Genomic DNA, 15,790 nt, shown 5'->3' with positions numbered 1-15,790 from the left:
GGGGATATATCTGGCCGCCACCGGGGAACTTCCACTGGCCGTCCGTGGGGAGAACTACTGGCCGCCTCTGGGGAGAACTACATGGCCGTTGACAGCTGACCCAGCGGTTGTGCATGGAGTCGTCGCGCAGGATCACTGGGCGGCCTCCTGCGGCCTCGTCGAGCGCCTCCAGGTGCCGGGTGCTCGCCAGGTCGGCGAGCACCGTGCTGGCGATATTGCCGCCCGTGATCCACTCGTCCGGGCCCAGGGCGGCAGCGTGCGAGCGGACCTGGTCGAGGATGTCTTCCAGGGTCGCTGTGGGCGACAGAGACAACTCCCACGCAGCCTGCGTCCCGCCATAGCCGAGGTGGGTGTGGACGTCGCAGAGGCCGGGCATGACCATGCGGCCGCCGGCATCGATGACTTCCGTGTCCGGTCCGACCAGCGTGCTGATCTCGGCCGCTGTACCGACGGAGACCAGCTTGCCTCCCGCCACGGCGATGGCTTCGGCCCACGCGTTTTCGGGGTCGCCGGTGTATACATCTGCGTTGATGAGGACCAGATCCGCGCTGTTCATGGCTGCTTCTCCTTGATAAGGGAGAGGGAAGGGTTGCGGGGATCTGGTTCTTTCCCCTGCAGGGCGCGGAGGTTTAGCGAACCGCGCTGGAGGCGACGAATTCCGCGGCGAGGTCGACGACCCGGGGGCGGATCTGCTGAAGGATGAAGTCGGACGTCTCGTCACCGATGCGGTCCGCGGCCCAGCCGAGATAGGTGAGGCCTCGGGCCAGCAGCATGGGACGCCACATGACGAGGTCTTGGTCCTCCAGCGGCCTGACGCTTGCGTAGCCGGCGAAGAGCTCCGCAATGATCTCTTCGGCGCGCGGGTGCGGGAGGTAGAAGAACGCTGCGGTCGCGAGGTCGAAGAGGTAGAAGCCCTCACCGCTGTCATCGAAGTCGATGACGGTCATGAGGCCGTCCCGGACAAGGACGTTCTCGGGAGTGAAATCAGCGTGGATGGGACCGTAACAGCTGGTCCCGGTGGCGTACGTCTGCAGCGCGCCGGTCAGGAGGAAGATGGCCTCGTCAACGATGTCGAGGCCGTCCGATCCGTCAGCGAACGCACGGCGGGGGTCACCCCAGACGGCTCGCGAGCCCACGATCCCTTCTGCGTCCCAGGCCGGTCGAACCGATGAGCTCTGGGTTTGCAGCTTGGACGCCGCCTCGTGCACGTTCGCGATGAGAGCACCCAGCGCGTGAAAGACGGCAGGGTCGACGGTGGCGGCTCCGGTGAACGCCTCCCCCACGTCCCCGATCGGAGAGGCGTCATCCACCCACTTGAGCATGTCTGCCTGGTGCACGTCTCCGTGCTCGTCCGTGACCCGACAGATGAGTTCGCCGGAGCGGGTGAGGCGGACCTGCGGGACGCTGACGCCCGCCGCGGCAAGCGCGGTGACCAGGTCGAGTTCTTCAAGGATCTCGGCATCGGTGCGGTAACCGCTGCGGTGGAGGCGCAATGCGTAACTGCCGTCCGCCTCGTCGACCCTGAATACGTAGTTCTCACGGTACTTGACAAAGGTAATGGAAGCGTTCCGAGCAGAGCCGTAATGGGCCAGCGCCTGTTCCGCGACCCGCTTGGCAGCATCGATGTCGGCGATCATCTCCGCGTTTCCCCTCTCCGGGCAAAGTCCCGGGGCTTAGGAGGTAGGTGATCTTCAACAGGACTGCCGGCTGAGGTTTCTGCTCACTAATTCTCGCGCATGGCTTGAATTAGCCGAAGCAATGCCACTGGACGCAAGGAACTCCGTGCACTGCTGGAATTATCAGGCTGGCACCTGGCGTCGAATGCTTCGCCGGCCCCGCGCGATCCCACCGCGTCGTGGAGCGGGTGCAGCACCTGCTGTAGGGATATTGTCAGCCAGCCAGTGCAGAGTCAACACTGCGTGAAAACTTACTGAACGGTCCGTTCAGAAAACGGCTGGCGCGACCGTCACAGGCCGCGCACCAGCGCCTCCATGGCGGAAACTATCTCGGTGGACGTTCCACGGTCGCGCGCCACCCGAGAGAGAGCGGAGCGCAGCGAACCGACCAGGAGCTCGGCGATGGCACCGGCCGGAGCGACCGCCTTGACGGTCCCGGCGCGCTGTGCGGCCTCGAGGTCCCCGGAGATCAGTTCGACGCAGACCCGGGAGGCGTGCCCGCGTACCGGGTTGAGCGCTTCGTCGAGCGCCGGGTCGTCGATGGAGTAGAAGCGGCCGATCAACGGCCTCTCCCCCAGCTCCAGCAACGCCTCGGTCAGCTCCAGGACGTGGGTGGCGAAGTCCCCGTCCGCCTCGTAGATCGCGGTGGCCTTCTCGATGAGTTCGCTGTTGACCTCTTCGTACAGCTCCCGGAAGAGCTCCTCGCGCCCTTCGGGGAAGTAGGTGTACAGCGTCACTTTGGAGACGCCGGCCTGCAGCGCGATGTTCTCCACGGTGGCCGATCCATAGCCGGACTCCGCGAAGACCTCGAGGGCGGCGTCGAGGAGTTCACGCCGCGTCCGCAGGCGGTTGCGCTCGCGGAGCGACATCCGCGCGGGGCGTTCTGTGTGGTTCGCCTTGCCCGCCACGCGCGTACTCCCTCTGCTTCTCGACACGTTGTTGATCCTCAGCCATCCCGACAATACCCGCCCCGCACGCCACCCCGTGCCAGGCGTGCAGCACGAGACAGGCCCCACCGGAGCGCTCGTCACTCCGACTCCGCCGCGGTCGCCTTGCAGGGAAAACCCCTGCCGCGCATGACGCACCACAGGACTCGGGTGCTCCTCGCCATAGAGCACTCGGAGAACCATCTTAAAGAGTAGGCAAATTTTAACACCCTTTGACAGGAATCTGAACGACCCGTACAACCATTGCGTAAACCTCAGCGCCCTCAGGATCACGTCAGCTGAGTCGACAGGGCGGCCCACCAGCCCAGCGTCAGGCGGGATCCCCCGGAGTGCTGCCCGGAGGGAAAGGGAGAGCACGATGAGCACGACACCGAACACTGAACGAGCAGACGTCGCATACACCGATGGTGAGGTGCTGCTGGACGCCCGCGGTCATAGCACCGAGGCCATCCTCGTCCGCGACGGGCGCGTCGCAGTCGCCGGCACGAACGAAGAGGTACTGCGCGCCGCCGGGCCGGACACTCCGCGTCAGCGACTCGCCGGAGCGACCGTCATCCCCGGCCTGATCGACAGCCATCCTCACCTCCTGCACTTCGCGGCCATTGCCGCCCCGCTGGTCGACATCACCGGGGCCCGCAGTCACGCGGAGATCGTCGAAGCGATCCGGATCAGGGCCAAGGAAACGCCTAAGGGCGAGTGGATCGTGACCACGCCTGTGGGAGAGCCTCACTACTTCAACCGTCGCTCCTATCGAGACCTCGACGAAGGCTGTATTCCGGACCGTCACGTCCTTGATCGCGCGACGAGCGACCACCCCGTGTACATCCAGGCATGGGCACCGGTGGTCCCCAACGTGATCGCGATGAACTCGGCAGCTCTCGCGACCGTGGGCATCGACGACTCGACGCCGGACCGGGTGAGTGACGTCTGGATCGAGAAGGACCGCAACGGATCGCCCACCGGCGTCCTGCGAGGCAATGTCATCAACTACTACAACAGGGACCCGTTCTTCAGCGGGCTCCGTGAGCACATGCCCCCGCTGATCCAGCCGGAACTGGTCCCCGCCGCCATGATGGCGGGGATGGCCGGCTACAACGCGATGGGTATCACCACCATCTACGAAGGTCACGCGATGAACTTCGAGATGATCGATGCCTACCGCGGCATGGCGGCGCAGGGCCTGCTGAGCCTGCGCGTGCACGCGGTTCCCGAGCTGCAGCCCAACGCCCTGCCGAGCGACCTCCCCATGTCGCTGGAGGAGACGAGGGCAACCCTCGAGAGGGCTCTGGCCATCCGGGATGTCGATGACGACTGGATGCGCGTCAACGGAGTGACGGCCTGCGTCTACGGCCCCTGTTACACCGGCGTCGCGCGCTGGGACGCCGGCTACAAGGACCCGTGGGGAGGGACGACCACCGGCGTCCGCGGCATCACCAAGGAGCAGATGCAGCTGGCCTTCGACTTCTGCGCCGAGCAGGGGCTGCGCCTCAACCTGTGCTCCATCCACTCCGACGAGCACGACGAGAACATCGCCATGACTTCCGAGGTCATGCGGAAGTACGGCATCGAGCGCACGGGCTGGGTGATTCAGCACGGCGAGATCATGCGGGAGGACCAGGCGCAGCAACTCGCCGACCTCGGCTTCGACATGACGGTCAGCACCAGTTTCACCTTCGGTAAGGGAGACATGATCGCTGACCGGTTCGGCTCTGAGGTGCTCCCGCAGCTCAATCCGTTCCGGAACCTTCTGGACTCGGGAATGTCCGTGGCCGCCTCGATGGACTGGGGTCCCACCAACCCGTTCGAGCAGATGCAGCTGGCGGTGACCCATCGGATGTTCCCCAGCGGTCGCAGCAACGCCGGGCCCGCTCAGGCGGTGTCACGGGCAGAGGCCTTCGAGATGTGGACGGCCGGCGGCGCCAAGGTCCTCGGGTGGGACGGCATCGGAGGCCTGGGAACGGGCAACCACGCCGACCTGGCGATCGTGGACCGCAACCCGATCACGTGCGACCTCGACGCCCTCCCGTCCACGCGGGTTCTCCGGACGAGCGTGGGCGGACGAATCGTGCACGACAGCGGTACTCTCCCGGCCCTGAGCTGATGCACGCACGGAGGCCGCGGCTGGAAGATCCGCCGCGGCCTTCGTTCTTCTTGTCCGAGGAACAGCTGCACCCGTAGAACGGCGCGCCCGTCAGGTCTCCTCCGGCCGCCGGCCGGCGTCGCTCAGCCCTGCCGGAAGCATCTGCATGTGCCCCGGATCCGCGCGCTTCCGGCACCCCTCAGTCGTGCCGGAAGCGACGCGTGTTCCGGATCCGCGTGCCCCTCGGGTTCGGTTTCCCTCAATGCCGGGCCGAAGAGATCCCTCGCTGTGCTGGACCAAGGCTCTAGATCGCTCGGACTGACCAGGTCCGGCTCCCAGGGCCTCTGCTTTCAGCTAGGCAACGCAGCATGGACGACGGCGCTCAATTGGTCCGTCAGCGCAACCCCCACCGCTTCGGGGTCCTCGAATGCGAGGTGCCCTGTGGAGATCACCTTCAGATGGGAACCGCGAATCGCCTCCGCGATCTCGACGGCGTGAAGCAGGGGTGTAGGCCTGTCATGGGTGCCGCTGAGAACGAGCGTGGGTGCTGTGATCCCCTTGAGGTCGTCCCGGATGTCATATGTGGCAAGAGCATCGCAGCATGCCGCGTACCCGGCCGGATCCGCTGCCATCAGATCGCTCAGCAAGGCCTTGCCGAGCGGGCTCTCCGCTCCCTCCGGGTCAGCGAACCAACGGCTCGGTGTGGCCGCGAGCAGTGCCCTGGTTCCCTCACGTCGGACGAGGGCCGCCCGCTCGTGCCACGGCCCCGAAGCACCGAAGTGCGCGGAAGAGCAGACCATGGCCAGAGAGGCCACCCGCTCAGGGTGCTGTAGGGCGAGCTGGGCGCCAATTGCCCCGCCGAGCGAGATGCCGGCGTAGTGAAACCGCTGCTGGAAATGGCTGTCGACAACGTCGAGCACCAGCTGTGCAAGCTCAGCGACGGTTGTTCTGCCCGGACTCGAGTTCTTGAGGAGACCGGCGGGCGAGCCGCCGTGCCCGGGAAGGTCGAAGCGCAGGACTCGACAGAATCCCAGCAGGGTGGGCAGATGGGGCTCCCAGACGGACATGGACGTGCCGAGGGATGGCCCCAGCACCAAAAGCGGTGCGCCTGGCGGCCCTTCCAGCCGATGGTGCAGAAGCGTGGAAGGAGAAGGGACCGTTCCTCCGGACACAGCGTTCACCGTTCCAATACGAGGGCAAGGCCCTGGCCGACGCCGATGCAGAGGGTGGCGACCCCCACGCCACCTCCCCGACGGGCGAGCTGGTGGGCGACCGTCCCGGCGAGCCGGGCTCCGGAGGCACCCAGCGGGTGCCCGAGGGCGATGGCACCGCCCTGCGGGTTGAGAACCGCTGGGTCGAACTCGGGCCACTCGGCGACGCAGCCGAGGACCTGGGCAGCGAAGGCCTCGTTCAGCTCCAGAACCGACAGGTCGGCAAATTCCTTACCGGCCTTGGCCAGTGCCCGGTTGACGGCCTCGACGGGGGCGAGACCGAAGTAGTGCGGGTCGATCGCCGAGACGCCGGTGGCAGACACCCGGGCGAGCGGCTCTCGGCCGGTGGCCTTCAGCCCCTCCTCGTCTGTGAGCAGCAGCGCGGCGGCCCCGTCGTTGAGCGGCGAAGCATTGCCCGCTGTCACCGTGCCGTTCTCCTTGCGGAAGGACGGCGCGAGCTTGCCCATCGCAGTGAGGGATGCACCGGGGCGGACCGATTCGTCGGCGGAGAGGACGAACGGGTCGCCCTTGCGCTGCGGAATCGACACCGGTGCGATCTCCGGGTCGAAGAGACCCTGCGCCTGCGCCTGGGCGGCCTTCTGGTGGCTTCCCAGTGCGAACTCGTCCTGCTGCTCACGGCTGATCTTGTGCTTGTCTGCGATGAGCTCGGCCGACTCGCCCAGCGGGATGGTCCATTGCGGGCCCATCTTCGGGTTGACCATCCGCCAGCCCAGAGTTGTCGAGTACAGCTCGGCGTGCCCCGCTGGGAATGCCCGGTCCGACTTCGGCAGTACGTAGGGGGCGCGGGTCATCGACTCCACACCACCCGCTACGGCGATGGAGGCGTCGCCGACCGCGATGGCGCGTGCTGCCTGGATCACCGCCTCCAGGCCTGAGGCACACAGCCGGTTGACCGTGACGCCCGGGACCGAGGTCGGAAGGCCGGCCAGCAGCGCACCCATTCGGGCGACGTTGCGGTTCTCCTCGCCGGCGCCGTTGGCGTTGCCGAAGTACACGTCCTCGATTCGGGACGGGTCCAGGCCAGGCGTGCGGGCGAGCAGTTCCCTCAGTGCGTGCGCGGCCAGGTCGTCCGGGCGCACACTCGCGAGGCCGCCGTTGTAGCGGCCGATCGGGGTGCGCACCGCGTCGACGATGTACACGGTCCTCATGACAGGACCTCCTCTGGAATGAGCACTCTGGCGGCTGTCTTCTGCGTGATCTCCGCGGTGCTGACGCCAGGTGCGGTTTCCACGAGCACGAGGCCGTCGTCCGTCACGTCGAGCACACCGAGGTCGGTGATGATCCGGTTCACGCAGCGCTTGCCGGTGAGGGGCAGTGCGCAGTCGGGGAGAATCTTGGGTGATCCGTCCTTGGCCGTGTGGGTCATGACGACGATGACCGTTCGGGCGCCGTGGACCAGGTCCATCGCTCCGCCGATCCCTGTGACCAGCTTTCCGGGGATGGCCCAGTTGGCGAGGTCGCCCTTCTCGGAGACCTGCATCGCGCCCAGCACCGCGACGTCGATGTGGCCGCCGCGGATCATCGAGAACGACAGCGCGGAGTCGAAGAAGGAGGCGCCGGGCAGGACCGTGACGGTTTCCTTGCCGGCGTTGATCAGGTCGGGGTCGACGGCGTCTTCCGTCGGATAGGGGCCGGTGCCCAGGATGCCGTTCTCTGATTCCAGCACCACCTCCACTCCTTCCGGGAGGTAGTTCGGAATCAGTGTCGGCAGACCGATGCCGAGGTTGACGTACTGGCCGTCCTGCAGCTCGCGTGCGGCGCGGGCGGCCATCTCCTCGCGTGTCCAGGCCATCAGCTGCTCACCGTCCGCTGCTCGATCTTCTTGTCCGCCGCCTGCTCCGGCGTCAGTGCCACGACGCGCTGGACGAAGACGCCCGGCAGGTGCACGGCATCGGGTTCGATCGCACCCGGCTCGACAAGTTCCTCGACCTCGGCGATCGTCACGCGCCCGGCCATGGCGGCCAGCGGGTTGAAGTTGCGGGAGGACTTGTTGAAGACCAGGTTGCCGTGCCGGTCGCCCTTGGCGGCGCGTACGAGGGCGAAGTCGGTACGGATGCCTCGCTCCAGCACGAACTCGGTGCCGTCGAAATCGCGTACCTCCTTCGGCGGGGAGGCCAGTGCCACGCTGCCGGTGCCGTCGTAGCGCCAGGGAAGGCCGCCGTCGGCGACCTGGGTGCCCACGCCTGCGGGGGTGTAGAAGGCGGGGATACCCGCACCGCCGGCCCGCAGGCGCTCCGCGAGGGTTCCCTGCGGGATGAGCTCGACCTCCAGCTCGCCGGCAAGGTACTGGCGGGCGAACTCCTTGTTGGCACCGATGTAGGAGCCGGTGACCCGGGAGATCCGTCCGGCCGACAGCAGCACGGCGAGTCCGGACTCCATGGCTCCACAGTTGTTCGAGACGACGCTCAGCCCGCTGATCCCGCGCTCGTAGAGAGCTTGGATCAGCACGTTCGGCACGCCGCTCAGACCGAATCCGCCCACCGCCAGCGAGGCGCCGTCCGGTACGTCGGCCACCGCCTCGCGGGAGGTCGAAACCACCTTGTCCATCAGGCCACGCCCTCACTGGCTGCGAGATCGGACGGGTGCTGAGCCAGCGGTGTCACGTCGATCTTCATGTACGGGAAGAGGGGGAGGTTCCACAGAATGTCGTGCAGAGCCTCGTTGTCGGCTACATCGAAGATGCTGATGTTGGCGTACTGCCCGACGCACCTCCAGATGCTCACCCACTCCCCCGACTTCTGCAGTTCCTGGCAGTAGGCCTTCTCGCGGGCCACCAGGTCCGCGCGAACCTCCGGGGCGAGGTCGCGCGGAATCGCAACGTCCATACGTACTGCGAAAAGCACCTTCGATCACTCCTTGTCGAGCACGAAGTCGTAGGTGACCTCGCGGCCGTTGCTGTTTGCCACGGGGGTCGGGGCAAGGATCAGCTCGGGCTTCACGGCGGACGCGACATCGTCGGCGAGGTGGTTGTCGCCCTGGAAGTACAGCTGGGTGGTGACGAGCTGGTGGCCGGGGTGCGACACCTTCAGGTGCAGGTGGGCGGGACGCCAGGCGTGCCATCCGGCGGCGGCGATGAGCTTGCCGCAGGAGCCGTCGGTCGGGATCTGGTACGGGGCCGGCTCGATGGTGTGGATCTTGAAGTTGCCCTGTTCGTCGGCGATGACAGTGCCGCGCAGGTTCCACTCGGGCAGGTTGGGCGCGTACTGCGAGTAGAAGCCGTCGGCGTCGGCCTGCCAGATCTCCACCGTCGCCTCGGCGAGCGGAGTGCCGTCCACGGCCGTCACCTGTCCCTGGAAGAGCAGCGGCGTGCCGGCCTCGTTCTCCCTCTGCGGCAGCGTCGCCTCGGCGGGAAGGAGCGGGGAGTCGGGAACGTAGTACGGGCCCTCGATGGTGCCCTTGCTGCCTTCGCGGTTCTCGTTGGCGACCTCCTCGATCACGTGCTCCAGCCACACGTCGAGGAAGAGCGGCCACTCGCCGTCCTCGCCGACCTGGATGAGCCACGCCTTGAGTACGTCGTACTCGGCGTAGGTCACCTTGTGGCGGCGGACGATGCCGTGGACGGCGTCGATGAGCTCGCCCAGCAGGGTGTTGACGCGCTGGGTGTTGAGTTCGACGGAGTCCGTGCGCTGCTTGCTGCGGAACTGCTCGGTGGCGGCGGCTCCGGAGGCGGCGGCGGTGGCCGTCGTGTCGGCGATGTCGGTCATTTTTTTCCGTCCCTTGTTAGTGCCCCGAAAACGGGTCAGTGGTCCTTGCGGTAGCGCGCCAGCTTGTCGGGGTCGATGTCGATACCCAGGCCGGCGCCCTCACGGATGCGGAGGGTGCCGTTCTCGATGGTCAGCGGCTCCGTGAGGAGGTCGTCGGTCATGTCGAGGAAGTTGGAAAGCTCGCCCGCGTACCGTGCAGAGGTGCGATGGGCGGCGCCGAAGGCGACCGAGCACAGCGTGCCGACCTGCCCGTCGATCTGATTGCCCATCACCACTTCCACGCCGAGCCCTTCGCACTCGTGGAGCACGGCCTGGGAGTGGGTGAAGCCGGTGCGGGCGGTCTTGATGCTGATGGCCGTCGCGGATCCGCCGAGGAGTTCGCGGGTCACCTCGGCCGCCTTGGTGGCACTCTCGTCGGCGATGAACGGCACCGGGCTCTGCGCAACCAGCCAGCGTCGTCCCAGAACGTCGTCTGCGGGGCAGAGTTCCTCGGCGAACGTCAGTCCCAGATCCGCCATCTCACGCAGGGCACGCGCGGAGTCAGAGGCGCTCCAGCCCCGGTTGCCGTCGATGTAGAGCTCGATGCCGGGGCCGAGGGCTTCCCGCAGTGCCCTGCACGCGGCGACGTCGTCGCCGTAGGGCTGCCGGCCCACCTTCACCTTGAAGGTCGTGATGCCGTAGGTGTCTCGGACCCGTTCCGCCTCGGCCACCATCTTCTCTGCCGGCGCGAATCCGACCATGTGGCTCACACGCATCCGGTCGGTGTACCCGCCGAGCATTCCCGAGACCGGCATGCCCGCCGCCTGGCCGAGGATGTCCCACAGCGCCATGTCGATCGCGGCCTTGGCGGTGGGGTTGCCGACCGTACGGTTCAGGCGCTCATGGACAACCTCCCGCTCCAGGGGGCTCAGCCCCAGGATCTGCGGCGCGAAGATCTTGTCGATCACCGCGACGATCGACTCCTGGGTCTCGCCGTAGGTGTACGGGCGGGGTGGTGCCTCGGCTGTTCCCGTGAGCCCCTCATCGGTGTGCACGCGGACCAGGACGTGATCCGCGACGTGCACTTCCCCGCTCGCAAATTTCAGCGGCTTCATGTAAGGAATAGCGAAAGGGATTGCCTCTACGGCGACGATTTTCATGCCACTCCTTCGAGAAATACATCGTTCTTCTCCAGCACCTCGAGGAGATTTCCCAGCAGCGGCGATTTATCGTCCTCACGCCAGGCCAGGTCGAGCCTGACGGCCAGGGCGTCCTCGATGTCCTTGCACACCACTCCGTCGCGAAGTGCGGAGCGGATCGAGTCGGGGAGGACGGCGATACCGATGCCGGCGGCGACCAGTGCCAGCGCGGCCGAGGTCTCGGTGACCTCATAGGCGCGGTGCGGGTAGAAGCCGGAGGCGAGACAGCTACGGGAGACGGCGTCATCGACGACGGAGCCGAGCGCGGCGGCGTACATGATGAAGTCTTCGTGCCTCAGCTGCTCGATCCGCACGGTGTCGGCTTCGGCGAGCCAGTGCTGCTCGGGAACGGCGACCACGAGCGGCTCGGTGGCGATGGTCCGGTGGGAGATTCCTTCTTCGCGCACGGGCGGGCGCAGGACGCCGATGTCGAGGCGGCGTTCGATCAGCCCCTGCTCCTGGGCGGGTGTGAGCATCTCGGTGTGCACCTCCATCATCACGTGTGGCATCTCTCGCTTGACCAGCCGTGCAAGCGCCGGCAGCTGGCGGTACGAGGCGGAGCCCGTGAGGCCGATGCGGAGCACGCCCTCAGCGCCTTGGGCGAACCGGACGGCCCGGGCGGCCGCCTCATCGACGGCCTTGAGAATGCGCTCCACGTCGGTGCGGAACACCTCACCTGCGCCGGTCAGGGCGACCTGCCGGGTGGTGCGGGTGAACAGCTCCACACCCAGTTCCGTCTCCAGTCGTCGGATCGCCTGGGAGAGCGGGGGCTGGGACATGTGAAGCAGCTCCGCGGCCTTTCCGAAATGGCGTGTCTCGGCGACGGTCGCGAAATAGCGAAGGTTCCGCAGCTCCACCTGGCTGCCCCTTTCTTCCCGTGGGGCCCTCGATTGCGACCCAGCGTAGGGAGCGAATCCCATACGACACAAATACTTGTTCAGAGGGTATTGAGACGTCCCGGATCTCAATACCCCCCTGGGTCAACCCTGGACAAATGCCTGGGGCCGACTTTTCACCTCGCTGTCATGGTTCTGAAAAGCAGCCGTAAGAGGCCGTTGCCGACCGGAGGGACCGGACGGCGGCATACGACCGGGAGGAAACTGACCATGGCCGAGGACTTCAGCCGTGCGCGGACCATCCTCGAAGACGCCCTCGTGGAGGACCCCGACAGCGGTGTGTACCGCGTGCGGCGCAGCGTCTTCACCGACGAGGAGCTCTTCGAACTGGAGATGAAGCACATCTTCGAGGGGAACTGGGTCTACCTCGCGCACGAGAGCCAGATCCCGGAGGTCGGGGACTACTTCACGACGTACATCGGCCGCCAGCCCGTGGTCATCTCCCGGGACAAGCAGGGCGAGCTGCACTGCCTGATCAACGCGTGCAGCCACCGCGGTGCGATGCTGTGCCGGCGCAAGACCGACAACCGGACCACCTTCACCTGTCCGTTCCACGGCTGGACCTTCAACAACAGCGGCAAGCTGCTGAAGGTGAAGGACCCGCGCGAGGCGGGCTATCCGGAGCAGTTCAACACCGACGGCTCGCACGACCTGAAGAAGGTCGCCCGCTTCGAGAGCTACCGTGGCTTCCTCTTCGGCAGCCTGAACCCCGAGGTCAAGCCGCTCAGGGAGCACCTCGGGGACGCGGCGGTCGTCATCGACATGGTCGTCGACCAGTCCCCTGAGGGCCTGGAGGTGCTGCGGGGCAGCTCGACGTATCACTTCGACGGCAACTGGAAGCTTCAGGCCGAGAACGGCGCCGACGGCTACCACGTCTCTGCCACGCACTGGAACTACGCGGCGACCCAGGCACGCCGCACCTCCGGCGAGTCGAAGAACGACACCAAGACGATGGACGCCGGCGGCTGGTCGAAGCAGAAGGGTGGCTTCTACTCCTTCGACAACGGTCACCTGCTGCTGTGGACCAAGTGGCTCGACCCCACGAACCGGCCCCTGCACAGCAAGCGCGACGAGCTGGCCGCCGAGTTCGGCGCTGAGAAGGCCGACTGGATGATCGGGGTCTCCCGCAATCTGTGCCTCTACCCGAACGTGTACCTGATGGACCAGTTCAGCTCGCAGATACGGCACTTCCGGCCCATCTCCGTCGACAAGACCGAGGTCACCATCTACTGCATCGCCCCCAAGGGCGAGCCTGCGGAGGACCGCGCCCGCCGCATCCGCCAGTACGAGGACTTCTTCAACGCCACCGGCATGGCCACTCCGGACGACCTGGAGGAGTTCCGGTCCTGCCAGAAGACCTACCTCGCCGGGTCCGCGCCGTGGAACGACCTCAGCCGCGGCGCCGTGCACCAGATCAACGGGCCGGACGAGGACGCCGAGAAGATTGGTATCAATCCGATCGCCAGCGGTGTGCGCACCGAGGACGAGGGGCTCTACCCCATCCAGCACGGCTACTGGCTCAAGACCCTGTGCGAGGCTCTGGCCTCCGAGTCCGCGGAGGCGGCGAAGTGACCACGCTGACCGAAGACATCACGCTCGAGGGCATCCGCCAGTTCCTCTACCGCGAGGCCCGATTCCTCGACGACCGCGAGTTCGAGAAGTGGCTGGAGTGCTACCACCCGGACGCCGAGTTCTGGATGCCGGCCTGGGCAGACGACGACCAGCTCACGGCTGACCCCCAGCGGGAGATCTCCCTGATCTACTACCCGAACAGGGCCGGCCTCGAGGACCGCGTCTTCCGCATCCGGACCGACCGCTCCAGCGCCACCAGCCTGCCGGAGCCGCGCACCGGACACAACATCACCAACGTCGAAATCACCGGCCAGGACGGCCACTCGGTGGAAGTTCGCTTCAACTGGTTCACGCTCTACTACCGCTACCAGACCGTCGACACCTACTTCGGCACGTCCTTCTACCGCATAGATGTCTCCGGCCCCGAGCCGCTGATCACTCGCAAGAAGGTCGTCCTGAAGAACGACTACGTGCACCACGTCGTCGACGTCTACCACGTCTGAAATGAGCACCCGCATGTCCTACCAGGTCGCCCTGAACTTCGAGGACGGCATCACCCGGTTCATCGAGTGCCGCCCTGACGAGACGGTCGCCGAGGCCTCCTACAAGGCCCGCATCAACATTCCGCTCGACTGCCGCGACGGCGCCTGCGGAACCTGTAAGTCGCTGTGCGAGTCGGGTAGTTACGACGGCGGCGACTACATCGACGAAGCGCTGACCGACGACGAGGCCGCGCTCGGCTACTGCCTGCCGTGCCAGATGACTCCGCACAGCGACCTTGTGCTGCGCATCCCGTCGTCGTCGGCCGCCGCGAAAACGGCTGCAGCCACGCACACCGGCACGATCACCGACATCAGGCGCCACTCCCCCACCGTGGTCGAGTTCGCCCTGAACGTCGACGACCGGGAAGCGCTGGACTTCCTTCCCGGCCAGTACGTCAACATCGCCGTCCCCGGCACCGACCAGAGCCGGTCCTACTCCTTCAGCTCCGGCCCGAGCCAGCGGCAGATCTCCTTCCTGGTCCGGATCGTGGAAGGAGGCGCCATGTCCGGCTATCTGACGCAGCAGGCCCGCATCGGCGACCGCCTGGAATTCACTGGCCCGATGGGCAGCTTCTACCTCCGCGATGTCACCCGCCCCGCGCTTCTGCTGGCCGGCGGCACCGGCCTCGCACCGCTGCTGTCGATGCTGGAGCACCTCGCCCAGAAGCCGGCCGCCCAACCCATCCACCTGCTCTATGGCGTCACCACCGACCAGGACCTGGTCCACCTGGACACCCTGGAGGACTACTCAGAGGTCATCGACGGTTTCACGTTCGATCACTGTGTCGCGGACGCCTCCAGCACGGCCCGCAACAAGGGATTCGTCACCGGCCTCATCGACTCCTCGACGCTCCACGACGGCGATGTGGACATCTACCTGTGCGGCCCTCCTGCCATGGTCGAAGGCGTCCGCGGCCACATCACGTCACTCGGCGTGACTCCGGGGAACTTCTACTACGAGAAGTTCAACCCGGCCGCCGTGCGAGAAACGGCGGAGGCGGCATGAGCATTCACCTCGACCGATTCGCGGGGAAGAAGGCCGTCGTCACCGGAGCTGCCCAGGGCATCGGCCTCGCCATCGCTCGCCGCCTGGCGGCCGAGTCGGCACAGGTCGTCCTGGTGGACCGCTCCGAGACGGTCCAGGAAGCCGCCGCGGAGCTGAAGGCTCATGCAGTCCTCGCCGACCTGGAGTCCTTCGACGGCGCGCATTCGGCCATCTCCGAGTCTCTGGCACTGCTCGACGGGATCGATGTCCTCATCAACAACGTCGGCGGCACCATCTGGGCCAAGCCCTACGAGCACTACGCCCCTGACGAGATCGAGGCAGAGGTACGCCGTTCCCTCTTCCCCACGCTCTGGACGACCCGGGCCGTGCTGCCCCACTTGATCAAGCAGCGCTCCGGCACCATCGTCAACGTCTCGTCGATCGCGACACGCGGTATCAATCGTGTGCCCTACTCGGCTTCCAAGGGAGGGATCAACGCCATCACGGCGTCCCTGGCCATGGAGGCCGCGCAGTACGGAATCCGCGTGGTCGCCACCGCCACGGGAGGCACTGAGGCCCCGCCTCGCCGGGTCCCCCGGGGACCTGCGCCCCAGAGCGAGCAGGAGAAGATCTGGTCCCAGCAGATCGTCGACCAGACCATCGACTCGACCCTGATGAAGCGCTACGGAACCCCGGAGGATCAGGCAGCAGCCATCTGCTTCCTCGCCTCCGACGAAGCGTCGTACATCACCGGCACGGTTCTTCCCGTCGCCGGCGGAGACCTCGGCTGAAGCCGGATCTCCCCCCGTCTGTGGGGTGTACGTCTCCTCGGCGCCCCACAGCCTCTGCCCGGCCCGGATGCGCCCCTGACTGGGGCCGGGCAGAGGCATCCTCCCCCACCGCACCCACATGGGCGGACACAGCGATGAACACTCAGCGATCACCCCGCACGTCGTCCGCAGCCGCCCGATCGACCCG

16 protein-coding genes are annotated in these 15,790 nt (G+C 66.6%); 5 read left to right on the top strand and 11 right to left on the bottom strand.

Features of this window, described 5'->3' with window-relative positions:
* From ACWGN5_RS17740 to ACWGN5_RS17730, 3 genes are all read right to left on the bottom strand, one after another.
* Nucleotides 1-556 (bottom strand): amidohydrolase family protein (locus ACWGN5_RS17740; RefSeq protein WP_453515974.1); only part of this gene is annotated, 556 nt, incomplete at its 3' end.
* Nucleotides 557-629: 73 nt separating this feature from the next.
* Complete coding sequence (locus ACWGN5_RS17735; protein ID WP_453515973.1) at nucleotides 630-1,637, bottom strand: phosphotransferase enzyme family protein; 1,008 nt, start codon at nucleotides 1,635-1,637, stop codon at nucleotides 630-632.
* A gap of 329 nt (nucleotides 1,638-1,966) precedes the next feature.
* Nucleotides 1,967-2,584 (bottom strand): TetR/AcrR family transcriptional regulator, encoded by a 618-nt coding sequence (locus tag ACWGN5_RS17730; protein ID WP_453515971.1) that lies wholly within the window; start codon nucleotides 2,582-2,584, stop codon nucleotides 1,967-1,969.
* 397 nt (nucleotides 2,585-2,981) lie between these two features.
* On the opposite strand from ACWGN5_RS17730, the gene ACWGN5_RS17725 reads away from it, so the two are divergent.
* Nucleotides 2,982-4,724, top strand: a complete 1,743-nt coding sequence (locus ACWGN5_RS17725) for an amidohydrolase (protein WP_453515969.1) — start codon at nucleotides 2,982-2,984, stop codon at nucleotides 4,722-4,724.
* 329 nt (nucleotides 4,725-5,053) lie between these two features.
* On the opposite strand, the gene ACWGN5_RS17720 is transcribed toward ACWGN5_RS17725, so the two are convergent.
* The 8 genes from ACWGN5_RS17720 to ACWGN5_RS17685 form a co-directional block, all read right to left on the bottom strand.
* On the bottom strand, nucleotides 5,054-5,797 hold the full coding sequence (locus ACWGN5_RS17720) for an alpha/beta fold hydrolase (RefSeq protein ID WP_453515982.1): 744 nt from the start codon (nucleotides 5,795-5,797) through the stop codon (nucleotides 5,054-5,056).
* Nucleotides 5,798-5,880: 83 nt separating this feature from the next.
* Nucleotides 5,881-7,083 (bottom strand): thiolase family protein, encoded by a 1,203-nt coding sequence (locus ACWGN5_RS17715; protein WP_453515967.1) that lies wholly within the window; start codon nucleotides 7,081-7,083, stop codon nucleotides 5,881-5,883.
* Nucleotides 7,080-7,727 carry a CoA transferase subunit B gene (locus tag ACWGN5_RS17710; RefSeq protein WP_453515965.1) on the bottom strand — a complete coding sequence of 216 codons (648 nt, stop codon included), beginning with the start codon at nucleotides 7,725-7,727 and terminating at the stop codon, nucleotides 7,080-7,082. Before ACWGN5_RS17710 ends, ACWGN5_RS17715 begins: the two co-directional genes overlap by 4 nt.
* Nucleotides 7,727-8,482 carry a CoA transferase subunit A gene (locus ACWGN5_RS17705; protein ID WP_453515964.1) on the bottom strand — a complete coding sequence of 252 codons (756 nt, stop codon included), beginning with the start codon at nucleotides 8,480-8,482 and terminating at the stop codon, nucleotides 7,727-7,729. Before ACWGN5_RS17705 ends, ACWGN5_RS17710 begins: the two co-directional genes overlap by 1 nt.
* Nucleotides 8,482-8,778, bottom strand: coding sequence for a muconolactone Delta-isomerase (catC, locus tag ACWGN5_RS17700; protein WP_453515961.1), 297 nt, complete (start codon nucleotides 8,776-8,778; stop codon nucleotides 8,482-8,484). The genes ACWGN5_RS17705 and catC overlap by 1 nt, the downstream gene beginning before the upstream one ends.
* Before the next feature lie 6 nt (nucleotides 8,779-8,784).
* A complete protein-coding gene (catA, locus tag ACWGN5_RS17695; RefSeq protein WP_453515959.1) occupies nucleotides 8,785-9,639 on the bottom strand; it encodes a catechol 1,2-dioxygenase in 855 nt (284 codons plus the stop codon).
* Between the two features lie 35 nt (nucleotides 9,640-9,674).
* On the bottom strand, nucleotides 9,675-10,778 hold the full coding sequence (locus ACWGN5_RS17690; RefSeq protein ID WP_453515958.1) for a mandelate racemase/muconate lactonizing enzyme family protein: 1,104 nt from the start codon (nucleotides 10,776-10,778) through the stop codon (nucleotides 9,675-9,677).
* The gene (locus ACWGN5_RS17685; RefSeq protein ID WP_453515955.1) at nucleotides 10,775-11,674 is read right to left on the bottom strand and encodes a LysR substrate-binding domain-containing protein; all 900 of its coding nucleotides are present in this window, start codon (nucleotides 11,672-11,674) and stop codon (nucleotides 10,775-10,777) included. The genes ACWGN5_RS17690 and ACWGN5_RS17685 overlap by 4 nt, the downstream gene beginning before the upstream one ends.
* A 249-nt stretch (nucleotides 11,675-11,923) precedes the next feature.
* On the opposite strand from ACWGN5_RS17685, the gene benA reads away from it, so the two are divergent.
* The 4 genes from benA to ACWGN5_RS17665 are packed head-to-tail and all read left to right on the top strand — an operon-like array spanning nucleotide 11,924 to nucleotide 15,603.
* Nucleotides 11,924-13,285, top strand: a complete 1,362-nt coding sequence (benA, locus tag ACWGN5_RS17680) for a benzoate 1,2-dioxygenase large subunit (RefSeq protein ID WP_453515953.1) — start codon at nucleotides 11,924-11,926, stop codon at nucleotides 13,283-13,285.
* Nucleotides 13,282-13,788, top strand: coding sequence for a benzoate 1,2-dioxygenase small subunit (gene benB, locus ACWGN5_RS17675; protein ID WP_453515952.1), 507 nt, complete (start codon nucleotides 13,282-13,284; stop codon nucleotides 13,786-13,788). Before benA ends, benB begins: the two co-directional genes overlap by 4 nt.
* Before the next feature lies 1 nt (nucleotide 13,789).
* Nucleotides 13,790-14,833: a benzoate 1,2-dioxygenase electron transfer component BenC gene (gene benC, locus ACWGN5_RS17670; RefSeq protein ID WP_453515951.1), complete on the top strand. Its 1,044-nt coding sequence runs from the start codon at nucleotides 13,790-13,792 to the stop codon at nucleotides 14,831-14,833.
* Nucleotides 14,830-15,603 carry a 1,6-dihydroxycyclohexa-2,4-diene-1-carboxylate dehydrogenase gene (locus ACWGN5_RS17665; RefSeq protein ID WP_453515949.1) on the top strand — a complete coding sequence of 258 codons (774 nt, stop codon included), beginning with the start codon at nucleotides 14,830-14,832 and terminating at the stop codon, nucleotides 15,601-15,603. Before benC ends, ACWGN5_RS17665 begins: the two co-directional genes overlap by 4 nt.
* The last annotated feature ends 187 nt before the right edge of the window (nucleotides 15,604-15,790 follow it).

It is taken from the genome of Streptomyces sp. NPDC055815 (assembly GCF_053616475.1).
This window is presented reverse-complemented; position numbering and strand designations above follow the sequence as displayed.

Excerpts from the sequence above, each read along its gene's own strand:
- ACWGN5_RS17735 (WP_453515973.1), bottom strand. The coding sequence starts at position 1,637 with ATGATCGCCGACATCGATGCTGCCAAGCGGGTCGCGGAACAGGCGCTG.
- ACWGN5_RS17725 (WP_453515969.1), top strand. The coding sequence starts at position 2,982 with ATGAGCACGACACCGAACACTGAACGAGCAGACGTCGCATACACCGAT.
- ACWGN5_RS17715 (WP_453515967.1), bottom strand. The coding sequence starts at position 7,083 with ATGAGGACCGTGTACATCGTCGACGCGGTGCGCACCCCGATCGGCCGC.
- ACWGN5_RS17710 (WP_453515965.1), bottom strand. The coding sequence starts at position 7,727 with ATGGCCTGGACACGCGAGGAGATGGCCGCCCGCGCCGCACGCGAGCTG.
- ACWGN5_RS17705 (WP_453515964.1), bottom strand. The coding sequence starts at position 8,482 with ATGGACAAGGTGGTTTCGACCTCCCGCGAGGCGGTGGCCGACGTACCG.
- catA (WP_453515959.1), bottom strand. The coding sequence starts at position 9,639 with ATGACCGACATCGCCGACACGACGGCCACCGCCGCCGCCTCCGGAGCC.
- ACWGN5_RS17690 (WP_453515958.1), bottom strand. The coding sequence starts at position 10,778 with ATGAAAATCGTCGCCGTAGAGGCAATCCCTTTCGCTATTCCTTACATG.
- benA (WP_453515953.1), top strand. The coding sequence starts at position 11,924 with ATGGCCGAGGACTTCAGCCGTGCGCGGACCATCCTCGAAGACGCCCTC.
- benC (WP_453515951.1), top strand. The coding sequence starts at position 13,790 with ATGAGCACCCGCATGTCCTACCAGGTCGCCCTGAACTTCGAGGACGGC.
- ACWGN5_RS17665 (WP_453515949.1), top strand. The coding sequence starts at position 14,830 with ATGAGCATTCACCTCGACCGATTCGCGGGGAAGAAGGCCGTCGTCACC.